The sequence below is a fragment of the Streptomyces sp. NBC_00057 genome, assembly GCF_045041165.1.
GTDB lineage: Bacteria > Actinomycetota > Actinomycetes > Streptomycetales > Streptomycetaceae > Streptomyces.
Genome location: NZ_CP108256.1, coordinates 8,009,544 through 8,024,383, shown reverse-complemented (window position 1 = coordinate 8,024,383; position 14,840 = coordinate 8,009,544). Strand labels below are relative to the sequence as shown.

Here is a 14,840-nt window from a genome sequence, read left to right as displayed (position 1 = left end):
CGGCTGTGAGACCGATCGCTGGGAGAAGTGCGACCAGCGGCGGGGCTGCACCCCTGACGAAAGGAAGGAAGGTGCTGACGAACGGCCCATGTGCCGCCGCGGCCAGTCCCTCTAGCGTCGCTGCCGTACGAGAGAAGTCCGGCAGATGCCGAAGGAGCCGATGTGATCACCCTCAGAGGGCTTACCAAGCGATACGGCGAAACCGTCGCTGTGAACGACCTGACACTGGACATCAAGGAAGGAAAGGTGACCGGCTTCCTCGGCCCCAACGGGGCCGGTAAATCAACCACGATGCGGATGGTCCTGGGCCTGGACCACCCCTCTCGGGGCACGGCGCTCATTGACAGCAGACCGTACTCTGCCCTGCGCCACCCCGTCCGTGAAGTGGGCGCGTTGCTGGACGCGAAGGCGCTGCACCCGGTGCGCTCGGCACGCAACCACCTCATCGCGCAGGCGCGCAGCAACGGCATCCCGGTGCGCCGAGTGGACGAAGTACTGGAGATGGTGGGCCTGGCCAAGGCAGCGCGACGCCGTGCCGGAGCGTACTCGCTGGGCATGAACCAGCGTCTTGGTGTGGCCGGCGCGCTGCTCGGTGACCCGCCGACGCTGATCCTGGACGAACCGGTCAACGGCCTCGACCCCGACGGCGTGCGCTGGATGCGACAGCTCGTGCGCGACCAGGCCGCCCAGGGTCGTACCGTCTTCCTCTCCAGCCATCTGATGAGCGAGATGCAGCTGACGGCCGATCACCTCGTGATCATCGGCAGAGGCAAGCTGCTGGCCGACACATCCATGGCGGACTTCCTTGCCGGCAGTTCCCGGGCATCTGTGCGCGCCCGGGTGCCCGACCCCGAAGAGCTGTCCCTGCTGGTGAGCCGTCTTGTTGCGGACAGCGGCGTGAAGGTCGAGGCATCGGACAAGGGCGAGATCGTCGTCAAGGGCCGGACCGCTGCCGAGGTCGGAGACCTCGCCCACAGCTCCGGCGTCCGGCTGCATCAGCTGAGCGACGTGCAGGCCTCATTGGAACAGGCGTACATGGAACTGACGGTGCGAAGTGTTGAGTACGCGACGGGCGCGGGATCGGAAGAGGGCCACACGACCGGGTCAGGGCGCAGCGCCGGATCTGAGCAGGGCACCCGGCATGAACGTGGCATGGCACGGCAGATCGGACGGTGGTCACGATGACGGCTGACATGACGGCGGATACGTCCGGAAGCGCCACCCGGGCACGGTCCGCCGGCCGGTTCGCCGGTGCGGTCGCCGCCGAGTGGACCAAACTGTGGTCGGTCCGTGCTCCGTACCTGTGCCTCCTGGTCGGTCTGCTGGCGACGGGGGTGTTCACCTTCTATTACGGATCGATCGCCCGCATCAACGAGCATGTCGTCCAGCCGGTCGGCAACGCCGTGGTGTCCTCCACGGTCCTCGTCCAGTTCGCCGTGGTCGTCCTGGCCACGGTCACGGTCACGAGTGAGTACACGACCGCCAGCATGAGTTCGTCGCTGCTGTGGGTGCCGGTCCGGCACCGGGTTCAACTGGCCAAGGCGCTGGTCACCGCTGTGGTCGCCTTCGCCGCCGGCGCGACGTTCGCCGCGCTGGGTATGGCGGTGGCTTGGGGGCCGTTCTCCGGCCATGCCTCGTTCGACGCTGTCGCGGCGGTCGGCCAGGTCCTGGCCGTCGGCATCTTCTACGCCCTCGTCGCGGTACTGACCGTAGGGGTGTCCTTCGCCACGCGGCATGCGGCCGGAGCGCTGACGGTGCTCTTCGCGCTGCTGTGGGCCCTGCCGAGCATGCTTGTGGGGCTCGGCGGCCCGGTCCTGCTCGCCATCAACGACTGGCTGCCGCACAGCGCGGGCGACCACTTCATGCGCAGCGGCAGCGCCGCCCCGTACTCGCCGGCCGCAGCGGTGCTGATCCTGCTGGCGTGGACACTGGCAGCCCATCTGACCGGTTCGTACGTGCTGCGCCGTCGCGACGCGTGAAGAGCGGCACGGCCCTCGCCCCCGGGTCCGAGCCGTCACCCGGCCGGTCCCTCTTTTCCGCCCCTCCGCCCGTCCGCTGCGCGACGGCCCGGCGGACGGGCCTGCCCCTTGTCGGTGGACCGTGACGTAGCGTCGGGCGGATGACAACACACACCGCGACCAAAGGAGAGGAAACCCGACGCCCTATGTGGCAGGTTCGTACCCCGCTGAGGTCGGTGCTCGGCGACATGGCACTGTGGGCTGTCTTCTGTGCCGCAGGCGTCATCCGGTTCAGCAACGACCCGGCGACCTCGGTCACGCTGGACCTGGTGCTCCCGCTGCTCGTGCTGGCCGTTGCGGTCCCCCTCGCCCGGTCCCGGCCGGGGACGGCGGTCCTCCTGGTGAACACCCTGTGCGCCATGGGACTGACCAACCCGGCCAGCCCCGCAAATGCCTACGTACTGGCGCTGGCCGGGCTGAGTTGCCTGCTGGGAGCGCGTACCGGCACGGCCCTCACCCCACTGCTGGTACTCGTCGGCTGCCTGGCGGTCGATCTCGCGCTGTGCGCCGTACTGCAGGTGCCTGCGGTGTGGTGGTTCTACGCGATGACCGTGCTCCCCTCCGCGCTCCTGCTGCCGTGGCTCGCCGGCCGCTACTGGCGGGGTCGGAGGGAACTGGTCTGGGGAGGTTGGCAGTTGGCCCGCAGCCTGGAGGAGCGGCAGCGGTTCGTCGCGGAGCAGGCGAGGCTGACGGAACGCGCGGACATCGCCGTCGACATGCACGACTCGCTGGGCCACGTACTGAGCCTGGTCGCTCTGCGTGCTGGGGCCCTGGAGCTCTCCCCCACGCTCTCCCCTCAGGACCGCGACGACGTCGCCGAGCTGCGCAGGACGGTATCGGACGCCGTGGACCAGCTACGTGAGACCGTCACCGTGCTGCGCGACGAGCCCCGTACAAAAGCCAGTCCGCCCGCGGCCGACAGCGTCGAGGAACTTCTGGGCCGTGCGGTCGCCTCCGGCGTCCCGGTGCGGTGGGAGCGCAACGGCCCCCTGCCCGCACTGTCACCACTGATCGAACGCGGCGTATACCGGGTGGTGCAGGAGGCACTCACCAACGCCACCAAACACGCCCCGGGCAGCACCGTGCAGGTCGGCATCACCCACGACAGCGACCGTATCCACGTCCGGATCGTCAACTCCGAGCCGCCCGCAGGCCCGTTGCCCGGAATAGTGGCGGGCAACCGTGGCCTGGCAGGACTGCGGGAGAGGGTAACGGTCCTCGGCGGCTCACTGCGGACCGGCCCGTACGAGGGCGGCTTCCAGGTGAGCGCCACCCTGCCGCATCATGCGACGGCGAAACCGACGCCACGGGGCTTGCCCGAAGACACCACCCGCCCCCTTCCCACGAACGGCACGCAGGACACCGGCGCAGAAGACACGGCCACCGGCGCCGCACCCGAATCGGCGCGCCGACTGGCGCACATACGGCGCAGCGCCCGCTGGCGTTTCGCTGCCGTCTTCGCGGTCCCCACCGTGGCAGCGGTGTTCTTCCTGCCCGCCGTCGCGTATCTGGCCTACCAGTTGGCCACCAGTGTGCTGCCGCCGTCCCGCTACGAGGAGCTGCGCGTCGGCCGGCCACGCACCGAAATCGCCCACCTCCTTCCGCCACGCCCCTTCCCCTATCCCCCCGACGATGCGCGCTTGGCGCCCCGGCCGCCCGGGACCACCTGTGAGTTCTACCGCTCGAACGGCAATCTCCTGGACCAGGTCGATCTCTACCGCCTGTGCTTCTCCGGCTCCAGACTGGTCGCCAAAGACACGCTCGATGCGGGGACGGAGTAGTCCCCAGCAGGTTTGCGGGGCATGTGTGCGAGCGGATCCCGGGACGGTGCTGTCACCTGGGGCCGAAGCTCTCCCCTGCGATGAGCAAGCGGTACCCGTAGTCCACGCTTTGCTGGTCGAGCAGGTCGGCATGACGGCGCCGCCAGGCACCGGAGTCCAGGTGGGCGCGCAGTTTCTCCATCGTCGGTTCCACGACGGAGGGCGGAAGCTGCGCGAAGGTGGAGCTGGCCTGCCGGACGGCCGGGTCGAGGTAGAGCTCGGGCCTGCGCCGGTAGGCGATCTGGGAACCGTCGGTGAAGTCGTGCGGGATGGGGAAGAGCAACACCGCATGCGGGTCGGCGTCTCGGCGACGCGCGAAATTGCGCTGGCGCATCGAACACGACTACCGCGCGCTGAAGACCACCCTCGGACTCGACCACTTCGAAGGCCGCTCGATCACCGGCTGGCACCGCCACGTCACCCTCGTCACCGCCGCCCACCCGTTCCTCACCGAACGACGGACCTGCCCAAAAGCCCCTGCAGGGCCTGCCCCTTTACCAGGCCCTGGACGTTCTCCAACGCCTCCTGGCCACCTGGACCGGCACCTGCCCCACCTGCCGACAGCCCACCCCCTGGCGGTCCCACGCCACCACCTGACAAATCCCTACCAGCTGCCTCGGCGGCCGAGCAGGCCGAGCGTGCGGGCCAGTTCGGTGACGGCTTCCCGGAAGAAGATCTCCCGGGCCTCCACCACCCCGTTGAACTGGCCGAAGATCTCGAAGGAGATCAGCCCGAACAGCTGCGACCAGGCAGCGATCAGTGGGGCGGCGACCTCCGGAGGAAGGCCGGGTGCGAACTCGGCGACCATCCGCTCGGCCTCGGCGCGCAGCTCGTCGGCGAGCGGCGGCAGGGCGAGACCGTCCGTGCGGTAGGCCTCGCCGACGACGGCGATCAGGACGAGACCGACGCGGGAGGCGGGACCGATCGTCGCCTGCGGTGCGCTGTAACCGGGCACGGGCGAGCCGTAGATCAGAGCGTATTCATGGGGGTGTGCGAGGGCCCAGTCGCGTACGGCGTGGGCGACGGCGGTCCAGCGGGTGATGTGGGGGGCGGCGTCGGCACGGGCGGCCCGGTGGGCGGCCTCGGCGCTCTCGCCCACGGAGTCGTACGCATCGACGATCAGGGCCGTGAGCAGTTCGTCCCGGCTGGGGAAGTAGCGGTAGAGCGCGGATGACGCCATTCCGAGTTCCCGTGCCACGGCGCGCAGCGAGAGCTTTGCGGCGCCTTCGGCCGCGAGCTGTTTCCTCGCCTCGTCCTTGATGGCGGCGGTGACCTCGATACGGGCCCGTTCCCTGGCTCCTCGGATAGCGCTCATGGTCTTCAGTCTGCCACGAGCAAAGAGCACTGAACGATAATGAGAGCACTGCTCTTGATTTTGAGCATCACTTCCATGCACACTGATCTCAAGCGAGAGCACCGCTCTCAAAACAATGGGGGAGTCGCCATGTCTCAGCCGTACTACCTTCAGGGCAACGCGTTCAACGTCCGGATGAACAGCATCATCGGCTGGCTCGCCCGGCACGGCGTCAGCCTTCTCGGCTCGGCCGAGATGTCGGTGCGCCGCCGCAAGAGCGGGCAGCTGCAGCGCATCCCCGTGAACTCCCACACCTACGAGGGCACGCAGTATCTGGTCTCGGCGCGGGGCCACTCCCAGTGGGTTCGCAACATGCGGGTCGCCGGTGGGGGCGAGCTGCGGGTGGGCCGGAAGATCCGTACCTTCACGGCCGTGGAGATCGCGGACGACGAGCAGAAGGTGCTGGTCGTCCGCGCCTACCTGGAGCGGTGGGGCTGGGAGGTCAACCAGTACTTCCAGGGCATCACCGCAAAGTCCACGGACGCAGAACTCCTGGCCGCCTGCCCGGACCACCCCGTCTTCCGGATCACCGTGGAGGGCTGACCGTGCGGCCCGGCCCGCCCTCGGTGTCAGGTGTCAACGGTCCATCGCCGACAGGGCCCGCTGCGCCAGCGGATGCGTACGGACCAGCTCAGCCAGCGAAGTCGTTCCCCGGGTGACCCCGGCGAACGCGTTCCAGGCCGGGCGGAATCCCGTCAGCACCGCGTGCAGCACCCCCGGCCGGCGCTCGAACAGCTTCAGCATGCGCCGTCCGACACTCATCTCGACACCCAGGCCGGCCTTGATGGCGAAGGCGTAGTTGAGCGCCTGGCGTCGGGCGTCCACGGCATCGTGCGACTCCGCGATCCGCACCGCCCACTCACCGGCGAGCCGCCCCGACCGCAGCGCGAAGGAGATGCCTTCGCGGGTCCACGGCTCCAGCAGCCCCGCCGCATCGCCACACACCAGCACCCGCCCGCGCGACAGCGGCGAGTCGTCGCTGCGGCATCGCGTCAGGTGCCCGGAGGAGATCTTCGGCTCGAAGCCGGCGAGACCGAGCCGGGCGATGAAGTCCTCCAGATACCGCTTGGTCCCCGCCCCGTCCCCCCGCGCCGAGATCACGCCGACGGTGAGGGTGTCGCCCTTGGGGAACACCCAGCCGTAACTGCCGGGCATGGGGCCCCAGTCGATCAGCACCCGCCCCGCCCAGTCCTCCGCGACCGTCTCCGGAACCGGGATCTCGGCCTCCAGGCCGAGATCCACCTGGTCGAGTTTCACCCCGACATGGGCTCCTATCCGCCCAGCACTGCCATCCGCACCGACGACCGCGCGGGCCAGAACCGTCTCGCCGCCGGACAGCACGACGGCGACCGTGCGCCGGTCCGGCACCGCGGCACCGTGCTGCTCGACCCTCGTCACGGTCGCTCCGGTACGGAGCTCGGCGCCCGCCTTCTGCGCTTCCTCGACCAGCCCCGCGTCGAACTCGGGGCGGTTGATGAGCCCGAAGAGCATCCGCTTGGAACGGCGGGTCCGCGCCAGCCTGCCGTTGAGCGAGAACGTGACCGCGTGGATCCGGTCCCGCAGCGGCAGTTCGAATCCGGGCGGCAGCGAATCACGCGAAAACCCGATGATGCCGCCGCCACACGTCTTGTAGCGGGGCAGTTCCGCCTTCTCGAGGAGCAGTACCCGTCGGCCGGCGACCGCCGCCGCGTATGCCGCGGAGGCTCCGGCCGGTCCGCCACCGACTACGACGACGTCCCACACGGTCGACTCTTCGTGCTCATGTACGGCGTCTGCGTTCTCGCTGCTCACGATGTGCTTCTGCTCCCGATCCCACCAGTGGCCCATGCTGCTCACGGCATCCTACGGCGCGCCCGACCCGGCACCCGCTGTGGGAGGATCGACCGTGAGTTCGTCCTACATGCAACGCCGCACACTCGGTGCACATGTACCCGGATTCGTATACATAACGTCGCACCCACGAGGAGCGTGCCCATGACCGCCCGTCCGATCTCCGAGACCATTGCCTCGCTGATGCCCCGTGCCAAGGCGGAGCTGACCGAGCTCGTGGCCTTCCAGTCGGTGGCGGATCCCGCGCAGTTCCCGAAGAGTGAGTGCGAGGCGGCTGCCAACTGGGTCGCCGACGCGCTGCGCGCCGAGGACTTCCAGGATGTCGCCCTGCTCGACACCCCCGACGGCACCCAGTCGGTGTACGGCTTCCTGCCCGGCCCGGCCGACGCCCCGACCGTACTGCTCTACGCGCACTACGACGTACAGCCGCCGCTCGACGAGTCCGCCTGGCTCTCCCCGCCGTTCGAGCTGACGGAGCGCGACGGCCGCTGGTTCGGCCGCGGCGCGGCCGACTGCAAGGGCGGCTTCATCATGCATCTCCTCGCCCTGCGCGCCCTCAAGGCGAACGGCGGCGTCCCGGTCTCCGTCAAGGTGATCGCCGAGGGTTCCGAGGAGCAGGGCACCGGCGGCCTGGAGCGGTACGCCGAGGCGCACCCCGAACTGCTGACCGCCGACACGATCGTCATCGGCGACACCGGCAACTTCCGGGTCGGTCTGCCGACGGTGACCGCGACGCTGCGCGGTATGACGATGCTGCGGGTCACGCTCGACACCCTCGAAGGAAACCTGCATTCGGGACAGTTCGGCGGCGCCGCCCCGGATGCGCTGGCAGCGATGATCCAGCTGCTCTCGTCGCTGCGCGCCGAGGACGGCACCACGACCGTCGACGGGCTCGCCACGGACGCCGAATGGGACGGACTGCAGTATGCGGAGGCCGAGTTCCGCAAGGACGCGAAGGTCCTCGGCGGCGTCGGACTGATCGGCACGGGTACGGTCGCCGACCGGATCTGGGCGCGGCCCGCCGTCACTGTCATCGGTATCGACTGCCCGCCGGTGGTCGGCGCGACACCGTCGCTGCAGGCGAGCGCGCGGGCGCAGGTCAGCCTGCGGGTGCCGCCGGGCCAGGACGCCGCGAAGGCGACCGAGTTGCTGACCGCTCACCTCAAGGCGCACGCCCCGTGGGGGGCCAGGGTGTCGGTGGAACAGGTCGGCCAGGGCCAGCCGTTCCGTGCGGACACCTCCAGCCCGGCGTACACGTCCATGGCGCAGGCGATGGAGGCCGCGTACCCCGGCGAGAAGATGCAGACGTCCGGGATGGGCGGCTCGATCCCGCTCTGCAACACCCTCGCCGCCCTCTACCCACAGGCCGAGATCCTCTTGATCGGCCTGAGCGAGCCGGAGGCACAGATCCACGCGGTGAACGAGAGCGTGTCACCCGAGGAGCTGGAGCGGCTTTCGCTCGCCGAGGCCCTGTTCCTGCGGAACTACGCGGAGTCCAAGCGGGCCTGACTTCGCGTCACTGATCCCGCCGTGTTCCTGCGGATCTCCTGTTCGCAGGGCTCGACCGGTCCGCCGATCCGTCCGCAGCGGGCCGGGGCCGGACGTGCTCCTCAAGACGGCCCGGACCACCCGCCATGGGTCGGTCCGGGCCCGGTTTCATAGGATCGGCCCGTGACAACGGGGACAGGGATCGGCTGGGCGCCGCCGACGGTCGCGTACGGCTTGGCCATCGGCGCCCATCTCGCCGTGCACAACGGCCTCGTCTGGAACCAGCTCGGCGCCGCCTACGCGGATTACGAGACGGACATCGCATGGCTGCGCAGTCCATGGGGGATCGAAAACCGCGCCGACCACCAAAGGACGCTCGACGCACTGATGGCCACGCGCCTCATCGGCCGCACCCATGAGTCGGTGCTACGGATCCGGCGTACTCTGGCCGATCGCCTGGAGCGGACGCCCTCCCGCCAGGAGTGGTCCGAAAGCGTCACCGAAACGTTGGGCCGGCGCCGCACGGCCGCCGCCGACCTGGCGGAGGCGGACGAGTCGCTTCGGTGCATCGCGCGGTACGAGGCGCGGTTCCGCGCCGACGGCGTCCTCGCTCCCGAAGGCCGGATCGACACGCTGTCCGCCTTCGACCACGGCCGTGCCGTCAATGTCGTACGGATGGCACTGGGTGCGCGCTACTGCGACCCGCAGCAGGCCGAGCAGGCCGTACTGCGGATCGGCGAACTGGCACGGCGGACGTACAGCTCCTGGGAGGAATTCCCCCTCGGCTACGCCCTGACCCGGTTGATCCTTTTCGACGGCGAGGTCCGTGCCGAGGAGAAGTACGCGGAGTCGCTCGCCCAGCACCGCATCCTCACCCAGGATCCGACGAGCCCTTACCGGAACATCCCGTGGTCATGAACCCACACCCGCTCCCCCGCTTCCCCGGCAACCCTGCGTACGGGGCTCCTTGGGCCTCTCCCACCATGACCGAGCATCTGCTGTACGAGGCCGGGATGCGCGGCGACGTGGAGGCGCAGCTGCGGGTACTGGCCGGTGCGGACCTCTACATCTGGGCGCTGAAGGCGGAGGTCGACGCGGATCCCGACATGATTGTCTGGCGCTCGCACCGGGACGAGGCGGGGCGTTACGGGCGCCAGGTGCTCACTCAGGGCATGCTGCCACCCTGGCATCCGGAGTGGGTGTTCCACCGGGTCTCCCTCAAGTGGATCGCCGAGTTCGGCTGGCGCGACCCGCAGCAGTTACTGTCGGTCAACACCGGCAGCCCGGCCCAGATCCTTCTCCCCACCACTCCGCAGCACCGGGCGATGTGGCTCCGGTACTACGCGGAGAACGACCGTTCGCACGGGGACCGGCTGATCGCGCTGCGGCACGGCGCGTTGCACGGGCCGCTCGCCTACGGTCTGGCCTGCGGCGCGCATCTGGCTATCGGGAACGGTGTGCCGTGGAACGGGGTCGGCACGGCGTACCACGGATACGTCGAGGAGCTCGAACTCCTTCGCGACATGTGGGGGATCACCGAACGCAACGGTTGGCAAAGGCAGTTGACCGTCCTGCTGGACGGTCGGAACAGTCCGCCGGAACCCGATTTCGCCCTCCGGGTTCGGGAGCGGTTGCGGGCCGCTCTCGGCGGGCCACCGCCCGCCGACCTGTGGCGCGAGACCGCTGCCGGACATGCCCAGGACATCGGGCTGGGCCATGACACGGTCACGCACATCGAGGAGCTGGTGCGGCGCATCGTCCGGTACGAGGCCCGGTTCCGCGCCGACGGGCTGCTGCCGCCGGACGGAGTGGTCACCACCACGGTCGCCTACGACTACGGGCGTGCCGTGAACCTGGCCCGCTGGGGGCTGTCGGCCCGGTTCTGCCATCCGCACGAGGCCGAGCAGGCGATCGTGCACGCGGGGGCGCTGAGCAAGTCGGCCTATGACTCGTGGGAGAGCTTCTCCGCGGCGTACGCGCTGGGCAGGGTGCTTCGTTTCGACGACGAGCAGTACGGCACGTTCTACGAGCAGAACGTCGCCGCTCACCGTCTCCTGACGGAGAACGAGGGCAGCCCGTGGCGGAACATCCCTTGGCGCTGACTCCGGTTCATGCCCGGCCCCGCAGGTTCCGGGCCGTCCGTGCAGCCGCACTACGCGCTGAGTGAAGCTCGCCCAGAGCGTAGATCCGGGCGGCGGGCGGGTACGTCCGCATACGTTCGCCGTATGGATCCCGTCGAGGTACTTCCCCAGCTGCACATGTTCCGCTTCCCCATCGGCCAGGCGTATCTGTGGCGCGACGGAGCGGACCTGACTCTGATCGACGCGGGCGACATCGATGTGGCGCCCGCGATCGAGGCCGCGGTGCGCGGCCTCGGCCTGGACCCCGACGGCATCAGCCGGATCGTCCTCACTCATGGGCATCGCGACCACTACGGTTCCGCCCAGGTGCTCGCCGATCGACACAGCGCCGAGATCCTGGCCCATCGGCTGGACGCCCCGGCGATCCGTGGCGAGGAGGCGATTGCCGACCCCGCCCTGCTGGACTGGGAACGCCCGTTGTACGAGCATGCGCTGACCGTGCCCCCGGCCCCGCCGACCCGTGTCGACCGCGAGCTGGCCGACGGCGACGAGATCCGCTTCGGATCCGGGGCCCGTGTGGTCCACGCGCCGGGCCACACCCCCGGCTCCATCGGTATCCATCTGCCGCACCACGGAGTGCTGTTCACCGGCGACTGCGTGGCCGGGGTCGGTCAGGTGATGCTGGGCGTCTTCAACATCGACCGGGCGCAGGCCGTGGCCTCGTTCCGACGGCTGGCCGCGCTGGAACCGGCCACGGTCTGCTTCGGGCACGGCGATCCCCTCACCGTCGACGCCGCCGCGGTGCTGCGTGCCTCAGCCGACCGGGACTCCGGCCTCCAGGTTGAGCACGGTTGACCGCTCCCGGGCGCGCAGTGCCCAGCGCAGCCGTTCGTACCGGGTCGGAGGAAGCATGGTGGCCGCCTCCTCCTCGGTGACGAACCGCCAGCCGCGCAGTTCGGAGTCGGGCAGCAGCAGCCGTTCGGCGTCCGCACCGGGCAGCAGGCCGCCGTCGAAGAGCATCCGCAGCCCTCCGTAGCCGGGTGGTTCGGGCGCCTCCCAGTCGATGACGAGCAGTTTCGGCACCCGCTCGAGATGGATGCCTATCTCCTCGGCCACTTCACGGATCCCGGCCTGTGCCGGTGCCTCGCCGGCCTCGACCACTCCGCCCGGGAACTCCCAGCCGGGCTTGTACGTCGGGTCGACGAGCAGCACCCGGTCATGTTCGTCAAAGAGCAGCACGCCGGCCGCGACGGTCTCCGCAGTCGGCTCGGGCGTCTGCACGATCTCGCATGCGGTGGCCGTCCCGGTGCGGACCGCCTCGGCTATCCGCTCGGCCGTCTCGTACGGAGTGAGCGCGCTGGTGTCGATGGTGTGGGCGTCCCGGGTGAGCCAGCAGAGCGCCGCCCGGTAGGGCTCGATGTGCTCGTAGGCCCACTGCCGGATGCGCTCGCCGTGCTCCGGGTCGTCGGCGAACTCCACCCGGTCGGCGATCCGTTTGCGCAGGATCGTTTCCTCAGGTGAGAGCAGAACATGGTGCACCGGTATGCGCCGGGAGGCGAGCCCTCCGAAGATCTCGTCGCGGTACTCCTGTCGCAGCAGTGTCATCGGCACCACCAGCACCCCGGACACCTCGGCGAGCAGGGCCGCGGCGGTGTCCACCACCAGACGCCGCCAGATCGGCAGGTCCTGGAAGTCCGTCACCTCGGCAAGTCTCTTCTGGGGCAGCAGGTACCGCAGCCCTGTGCCGATCAGCTCAGGGTCGTAGAACGTGCTGTTCGGGATCAGATCGACCAGCTCGCGCGCGGCGCTCGTCTTGCCCGCGCTGAACGCACCGTTGATCCAGACGATCATTCGTACTCCAGGACTGGTAGGCCGCTGAACAGGGGCGGAGCAGCATCGTGCAGGCCATCTGGGAGCGGCATGGGAAAAAGAGGCGTCCACAACCCCGCACCCACTACTTCTTTCTCCCACACACGCTGAAGGTACTCCCCAATCCTCTCCTCCATCCCGACCGTCACCTCGCTGTACACACCCTCCACACCCGGAAGCTCATGCCCCATTCGGGCTTCCACCGCCACGCGCGGAATGTCCCCCGGCTCATCCAGCTTCGCCTTGTGCCAGTGGCGCAGTCGGTAGATGTCCTGCCCGGCCATCTCCGGGACCGCCGGCATCGCGGGCCGCGCCCACCGCGCATACCGCGGCCCGGAGTCCCGTTTCTCGGCGCCGTCCCGCATCGGGTACCAGTAGTCCCGATCGAAATCCGTCCCCAGAAGCGGCTTCCCCGTGACAGACAGAAACGTCCACGGCTTCTCATGAGACGCCAGCAGAGCCTCATGCATCTCATGGAGGAAGGGCGGCATCACCAGTGTTCTCCAGGAGTCGTACTTCGGAGCTGCCAGCACGTGCTGCTTGTCCGCGACGTACGTCTGATACTGCACCCGCATCGCGTGCAGTGCCTCGTACCGCTGCTCGGCCTCCTCGCGCACTTCGTCATCAGGCTCGGAGGCGGGCCAGTAGGGCGACGAGTAGCCCCGAGCATGGAGCCCTGGTTGTTGGTGTTCGCGGTCCGCCCGTCGGTGCTGCCGTCTCCCTGAGGATCCGAGGTGAGATAGAGCTGGATAGTCCTGTCCTGGGCGTTTCCAAAGACACGTGGCGGCGCGTCGAGGAAGGGCGCGGGCGACCCGCCGGACGGCGACACCGTACCGCCGAGGACGGCGACGGAGCGTGCCCTGTGGGAGATCTGGGCGGATGCCCTGCGCGTGCGGTCCTTCGGGGTGCACGACAGCTTCTTCCTCATCGGCGGTCACTCGCTGCTGGCCTCGGTGGTGCGCACCTCGGTCCGCGAACGACTCGGGGTTGCCCTGCCGTTGCGCACTCTGTTCGACGTGCCGACCCTGGCCGGCCTCGCCGTCGAGGTCGAGCGGGCCGCCGACGAGGCGGCGGCCGTACCAGTGTCCGCGCGACCGGACGACGGCTCGGAACAACTCGACGGCCTGGTGGCCGAACTGGAGCGGCTCGCCGAGTCCCGGCGCGCCGAGGGACGAGCGGGGGGATCCGCATGACACACACCACGAAGACGGCCGACGCGATCGACGCGGATCTGCGGGGCAGGATCGAACGCCTCCCCGCCGGGCAGCGGGCCCTGCTGCGCCAGCGTCTGTGGGAGCAGGGCGCCCCGACCGGGCTGCCCGCCCTGGACGACGACGGGGAGGCTCCCGCGTCCTTCACCCAGCGCCGGATGGCGTTCCTGTCCGGGCTGGATCCGGACAGCCCGGCCTACCACAGCCCCGTCGTGCACCGCCTCACCGGACCGCTGGACGACACCGCCCTCGAAGCCGCCCTCAACGACCTGCTGCGCCACCATGCCGTCCTGCGCACGGTCCTTCCGGTCCGGGACGGCCGTACCGTGCAGCGGGTCCTGCCGCACCGGCATCGCGCGCTGCCCGTCGTCGACCTGTCCGCGCTGCCCGGGCACGACCGGCAGGCGGAGGCCGAGCGACTCGCGCGGGCGGACGCCGAGGAGCGGTTCGACCTGGCCGAGGGACCGCTGATGCGGTTCCGGCTGCTCCGCCTCGCCGCCGACGACGCGGTCCTGGTGCTCACCTTCCACCACGCGGTCGTCGACGGCTGGTCGCTGGGCGTCCTCCTGAGCGATCTGGGCACCGCGTACGGGGCGCGCCTGGGCGGGCAGGCGCCCGAACCGCCCGCCCACACGGTGCAGTACGCCGAGTACGCCCGCTGGCAGCACGAGTGGGCCGAAGGTGCCGAGGCCGCCGGCCAGTTGGACTACTGGGAACGCCGGCTGGCCGGTGCCCCGGACCCGATGCCGCTGCCCGCCGACCGACCCCGGCCCGAGCGCCCCGAGGGGCGCGCCGAGTCCACGGTGTTCACCGTTCCCGCGCCTGTGACCGACGTGTTGCGGAAGGTCTCCGCGCGCACCGGCAGCACCCTGTTCATGGTGCTGCTCGCGGCGTTCCAGATCGTGCTCGCCCGGTACGGCGGCCACGACGACGTGGTGGTCGGCACCCCCGTCGCCAACCGGCGCTACCGCGGCTTCCACGATCTGGTCGGCCTGGTCCCGGTGCCGGGCTGGCGTCTTGCGCCGCGCTTCAGGAACGCGGGGGCTGGGACGCCCGGACGTTCCAGCGCCCAGGGTGAGCAAGGTCAAGACGATCTCCGCGCTCGGGGCAAAAGAGCGCTGGGGCGGAGCGGGATGGTGGGACCGCGGGGGCCGGCCGCGGGGGCCGGC

At 69.8% G+C, this 14,840-nt stretch carries 13 protein-coding genes and 3 pseudogenes; 11 read left to right on the top strand and 5 right to left on the bottom strand.

Features of this window, described 5'->3' with window-relative positions:
- Positions 1-162 precede the first annotated feature (162 nt).
- The 3 genes from OG953_RS37920 to OG953_RS37910 all read left to right on the top strand — a co-directional run bounded on the left by OG953_RS37920 (position 163) and on the right by OG953_RS37910 (position 3,799).
- Positions 163-1,185 carry an ATP-binding cassette domain-containing protein gene (locus OG953_RS37920; RefSeq protein WP_405690084.1) on the top strand — a complete coding sequence of 341 codons (1,023 nt, stop codon included), beginning with the start codon at positions 163-165 and terminating at the stop codon, positions 1,183-1,185.
- Positions 1,182-1,979, top strand: coding sequence for an ABC transporter permease (locus OG953_RS37915; RefSeq protein ID WP_405690082.1), 798 nt, complete (start codon positions 1,182-1,184; stop codon positions 1,977-1,979). Before OG953_RS37920 ends, OG953_RS37915 begins: the two co-directional genes overlap by 4 nt.
- Positions 1,980-2,164: 185 nt before the next feature.
- Positions 2,165-3,799, top strand: coding sequence for a sensor histidine kinase (locus tag OG953_RS37910; RefSeq protein ID WP_405690079.1), 1,635 nt, complete (start codon positions 2,165-2,167; stop codon positions 3,797-3,799).
- Positions 3,800-3,851: 52 nt separating this feature from the next.
- On the opposite strand, the gene OG953_RS37905 is transcribed toward OG953_RS37910, so the two are convergent.
- Positions 3,852-4,172, bottom strand: a complete 321-nt coding sequence (locus OG953_RS37905) for a hypothetical protein (RefSeq protein ID WP_405690077.1) — start codon at positions 4,170-4,172, stop codon at positions 3,852-3,854.
- Here OG953_RS37905 and OG953_RS37900 point away from each other — a divergent pair.
- Positions 4,147-4,344: pseudogene (locus tag OG953_RS37900) on the top strand (IS701 family transposase); the annotation flags it as partial. The gene OG953_RS37905 and the pseudogene OG953_RS37900 overlap by 26 nt on opposite strands.
- A 98-nt stretch (positions 4,345-4,442) precedes the next feature.
- Here OG953_RS37900 and OG953_RS37895 read toward each other — a convergent pair.
- A complete protein-coding gene (locus OG953_RS37895) occupies positions 4,443-5,153 on the bottom strand; it encodes a TetR/AcrR family transcriptional regulator (RefSeq protein WP_405690075.1) in 711 nt (236 codons plus the stop codon).
- A gap of 129 nt (positions 5,154-5,282) precedes the next feature.
- On the opposite strand from OG953_RS37895, the gene OG953_RS37890 reads away from it, so the two are divergent.
- Complete coding sequence (locus OG953_RS37890) at positions 5,283-5,735, top strand: nitroreductase/quinone reductase family protein (RefSeq protein WP_405690073.1); 453 nt, start codon at positions 5,283-5,285, stop codon at positions 5,733-5,735.
- A 33-nt stretch (positions 5,736-5,768) separates the two neighbouring features.
- Here OG953_RS37890 and OG953_RS37885 read toward each other — a convergent pair whose 3' ends face one another.
- Positions 5,769-6,983, bottom strand: a complete 1,215-nt coding sequence (locus tag OG953_RS37885; protein ID WP_405690071.1) for a geranylgeranyl reductase family protein — start codon at positions 6,981-6,983, stop codon at positions 5,769-5,771.
- Positions 6,984-7,166: 183 nt separating this feature from the next.
- On the opposite strand from OG953_RS37885, the gene OG953_RS37880 reads away from it, so the two are divergent.
- From OG953_RS37880 to OG953_RS37865, 4 genes and pseudogenes are all read left to right on the top strand, one after another.
- Entirely contained in the window at positions 7,167-8,531 is a 1,365-nt protein-coding gene (locus tag OG953_RS37880; RefSeq protein ID WP_405690069.1) for a dipeptidase, read from the top strand.
- A 201-nt stretch (positions 8,532-8,732) separates the two neighbouring features.
- Positions 8,733-9,428, top strand: a pseudogene (locus OG953_RS37875) (DUF1266 domain-containing protein); the annotation flags it as partial.
- Complete coding sequence (locus OG953_RS37870) at positions 9,425-10,612, top strand: DUF1266 domain-containing protein (protein WP_405690068.1); 1,188 nt, start codon at positions 9,425-9,427, stop codon at positions 10,610-10,612. The pseudogene OG953_RS37875 and the gene OG953_RS37870, both read left to right, overlap by 4 nt.
- A 123-nt stretch (positions 10,613-10,735) precedes the next feature.
- A complete protein-coding gene (locus OG953_RS37865) occupies positions 10,736-11,446 on the top strand; it encodes an MBL fold metallo-hydrolase (protein WP_405690066.1) in 711 nt (236 codons plus the stop codon).
- On the opposite strand, the gene OG953_RS37860 is transcribed toward OG953_RS37865, so the two are convergent.
- Positions 11,405-12,442: an NUDIX domain-containing protein gene (locus OG953_RS37860; RefSeq protein WP_405690063.1), complete on the bottom strand. Its 1,038-nt coding sequence runs from the start codon at positions 12,440-12,442 to the stop codon at positions 11,405-11,407. The two genes, OG953_RS37865 and OG953_RS37860, sit on opposite strands and share 42 nt — an antisense overlap.
- Positions 12,439-13,077 (bottom strand): hypothetical protein, encoded by a 639-nt coding sequence (locus OG953_RS37855; RefSeq protein WP_405690062.1) that lies wholly within the window; start codon positions 13,075-13,077, stop codon positions 12,439-12,441. The genes OG953_RS37860 and OG953_RS37855 overlap by 4 nt, the downstream gene beginning before the upstream one ends.
- A gap of 132 nt (positions 13,078-13,209) precedes the next feature.
- Here OG953_RS37855 and OG953_RS37850 point away from each other — a divergent pair, with 132 nt between their 5' ends.
- Complete coding sequence (locus tag OG953_RS37850; protein ID WP_405692294.1) at positions 13,210-13,653, top strand: phosphopantetheine-binding protein; 444 nt, start codon at positions 13,210-13,212, stop codon at positions 13,651-13,653.
- Positions 13,650-14,654 (top strand): annotated as a pseudogene (locus OG953_RS37845) (condensation domain-containing protein); the annotation flags it as partial. The gene OG953_RS37850 and the pseudogene OG953_RS37845, both read left to right, overlap by 4 nt.
- Positions 14,655-14,840 lie beyond the last annotated feature (186 nt).

What these genes read in the sequence shown, in the direction of transcription:
- OG953_RS37915 (WP_405690082.1), top strand. Translation starts at nt 1,182, where the DNA reads ATGACGGCTGACATGACGGCGGATACGTCCGGAAGCGCCACCCGGGCA.
- OG953_RS37910 (WP_405690079.1), top strand. Translation starts at nt 2,165, where the DNA reads ATGTGGCAGGTTCGTACCCCGCTGAGGTCGGTGCTCGGCGACATGGCA.
- OG953_RS37905 (WP_405690077.1), bottom strand. Translation starts at nt 4,172, where the DNA reads ATGCGCCAGCGCAATTTCGCGCGTCGCCGAGACGCCGACCCGCATGCG.
- OG953_RS37895 (WP_405690075.1), bottom strand. Translation starts at nt 5,153, where the DNA reads ATGAGCGCTATCCGAGGAGCCAGGGAACGGGCCCGTATCGAGGTCACC.
- OG953_RS37890 (WP_405690073.1), top strand. Translation starts at nt 5,283, where the DNA reads ATGTCTCAGCCGTACTACCTTCAGGGCAACGCGTTCAACGTCCGGATG.
- OG953_RS37880 (WP_405690069.1), top strand. Translation starts at nt 7,167, where the DNA reads ATGACCGCCCGTCCGATCTCCGAGACCATTGCCTCGCTGATGCCCCGT.
- OG953_RS37870 (WP_405690068.1), top strand. Translation starts at nt 9,425, where the DNA reads ATGAACCCACACCCGCTCCCCCGCTTCCCCGGCAACCCTGCGTACGGG.
- OG953_RS37865 (WP_405690066.1), top strand. Translation starts at nt 10,736, where the DNA reads ATGGATCCCGTCGAGGTACTTCCCCAGCTGCACATGTTCCGCTTCCCC.
- OG953_RS37860 (WP_405690063.1), bottom strand. Translation starts at nt 12,442, where the DNA reads ATGATCGTCTGGATCAACGGTGCGTTCAGCGCGGGCAAGACGAGCGCC.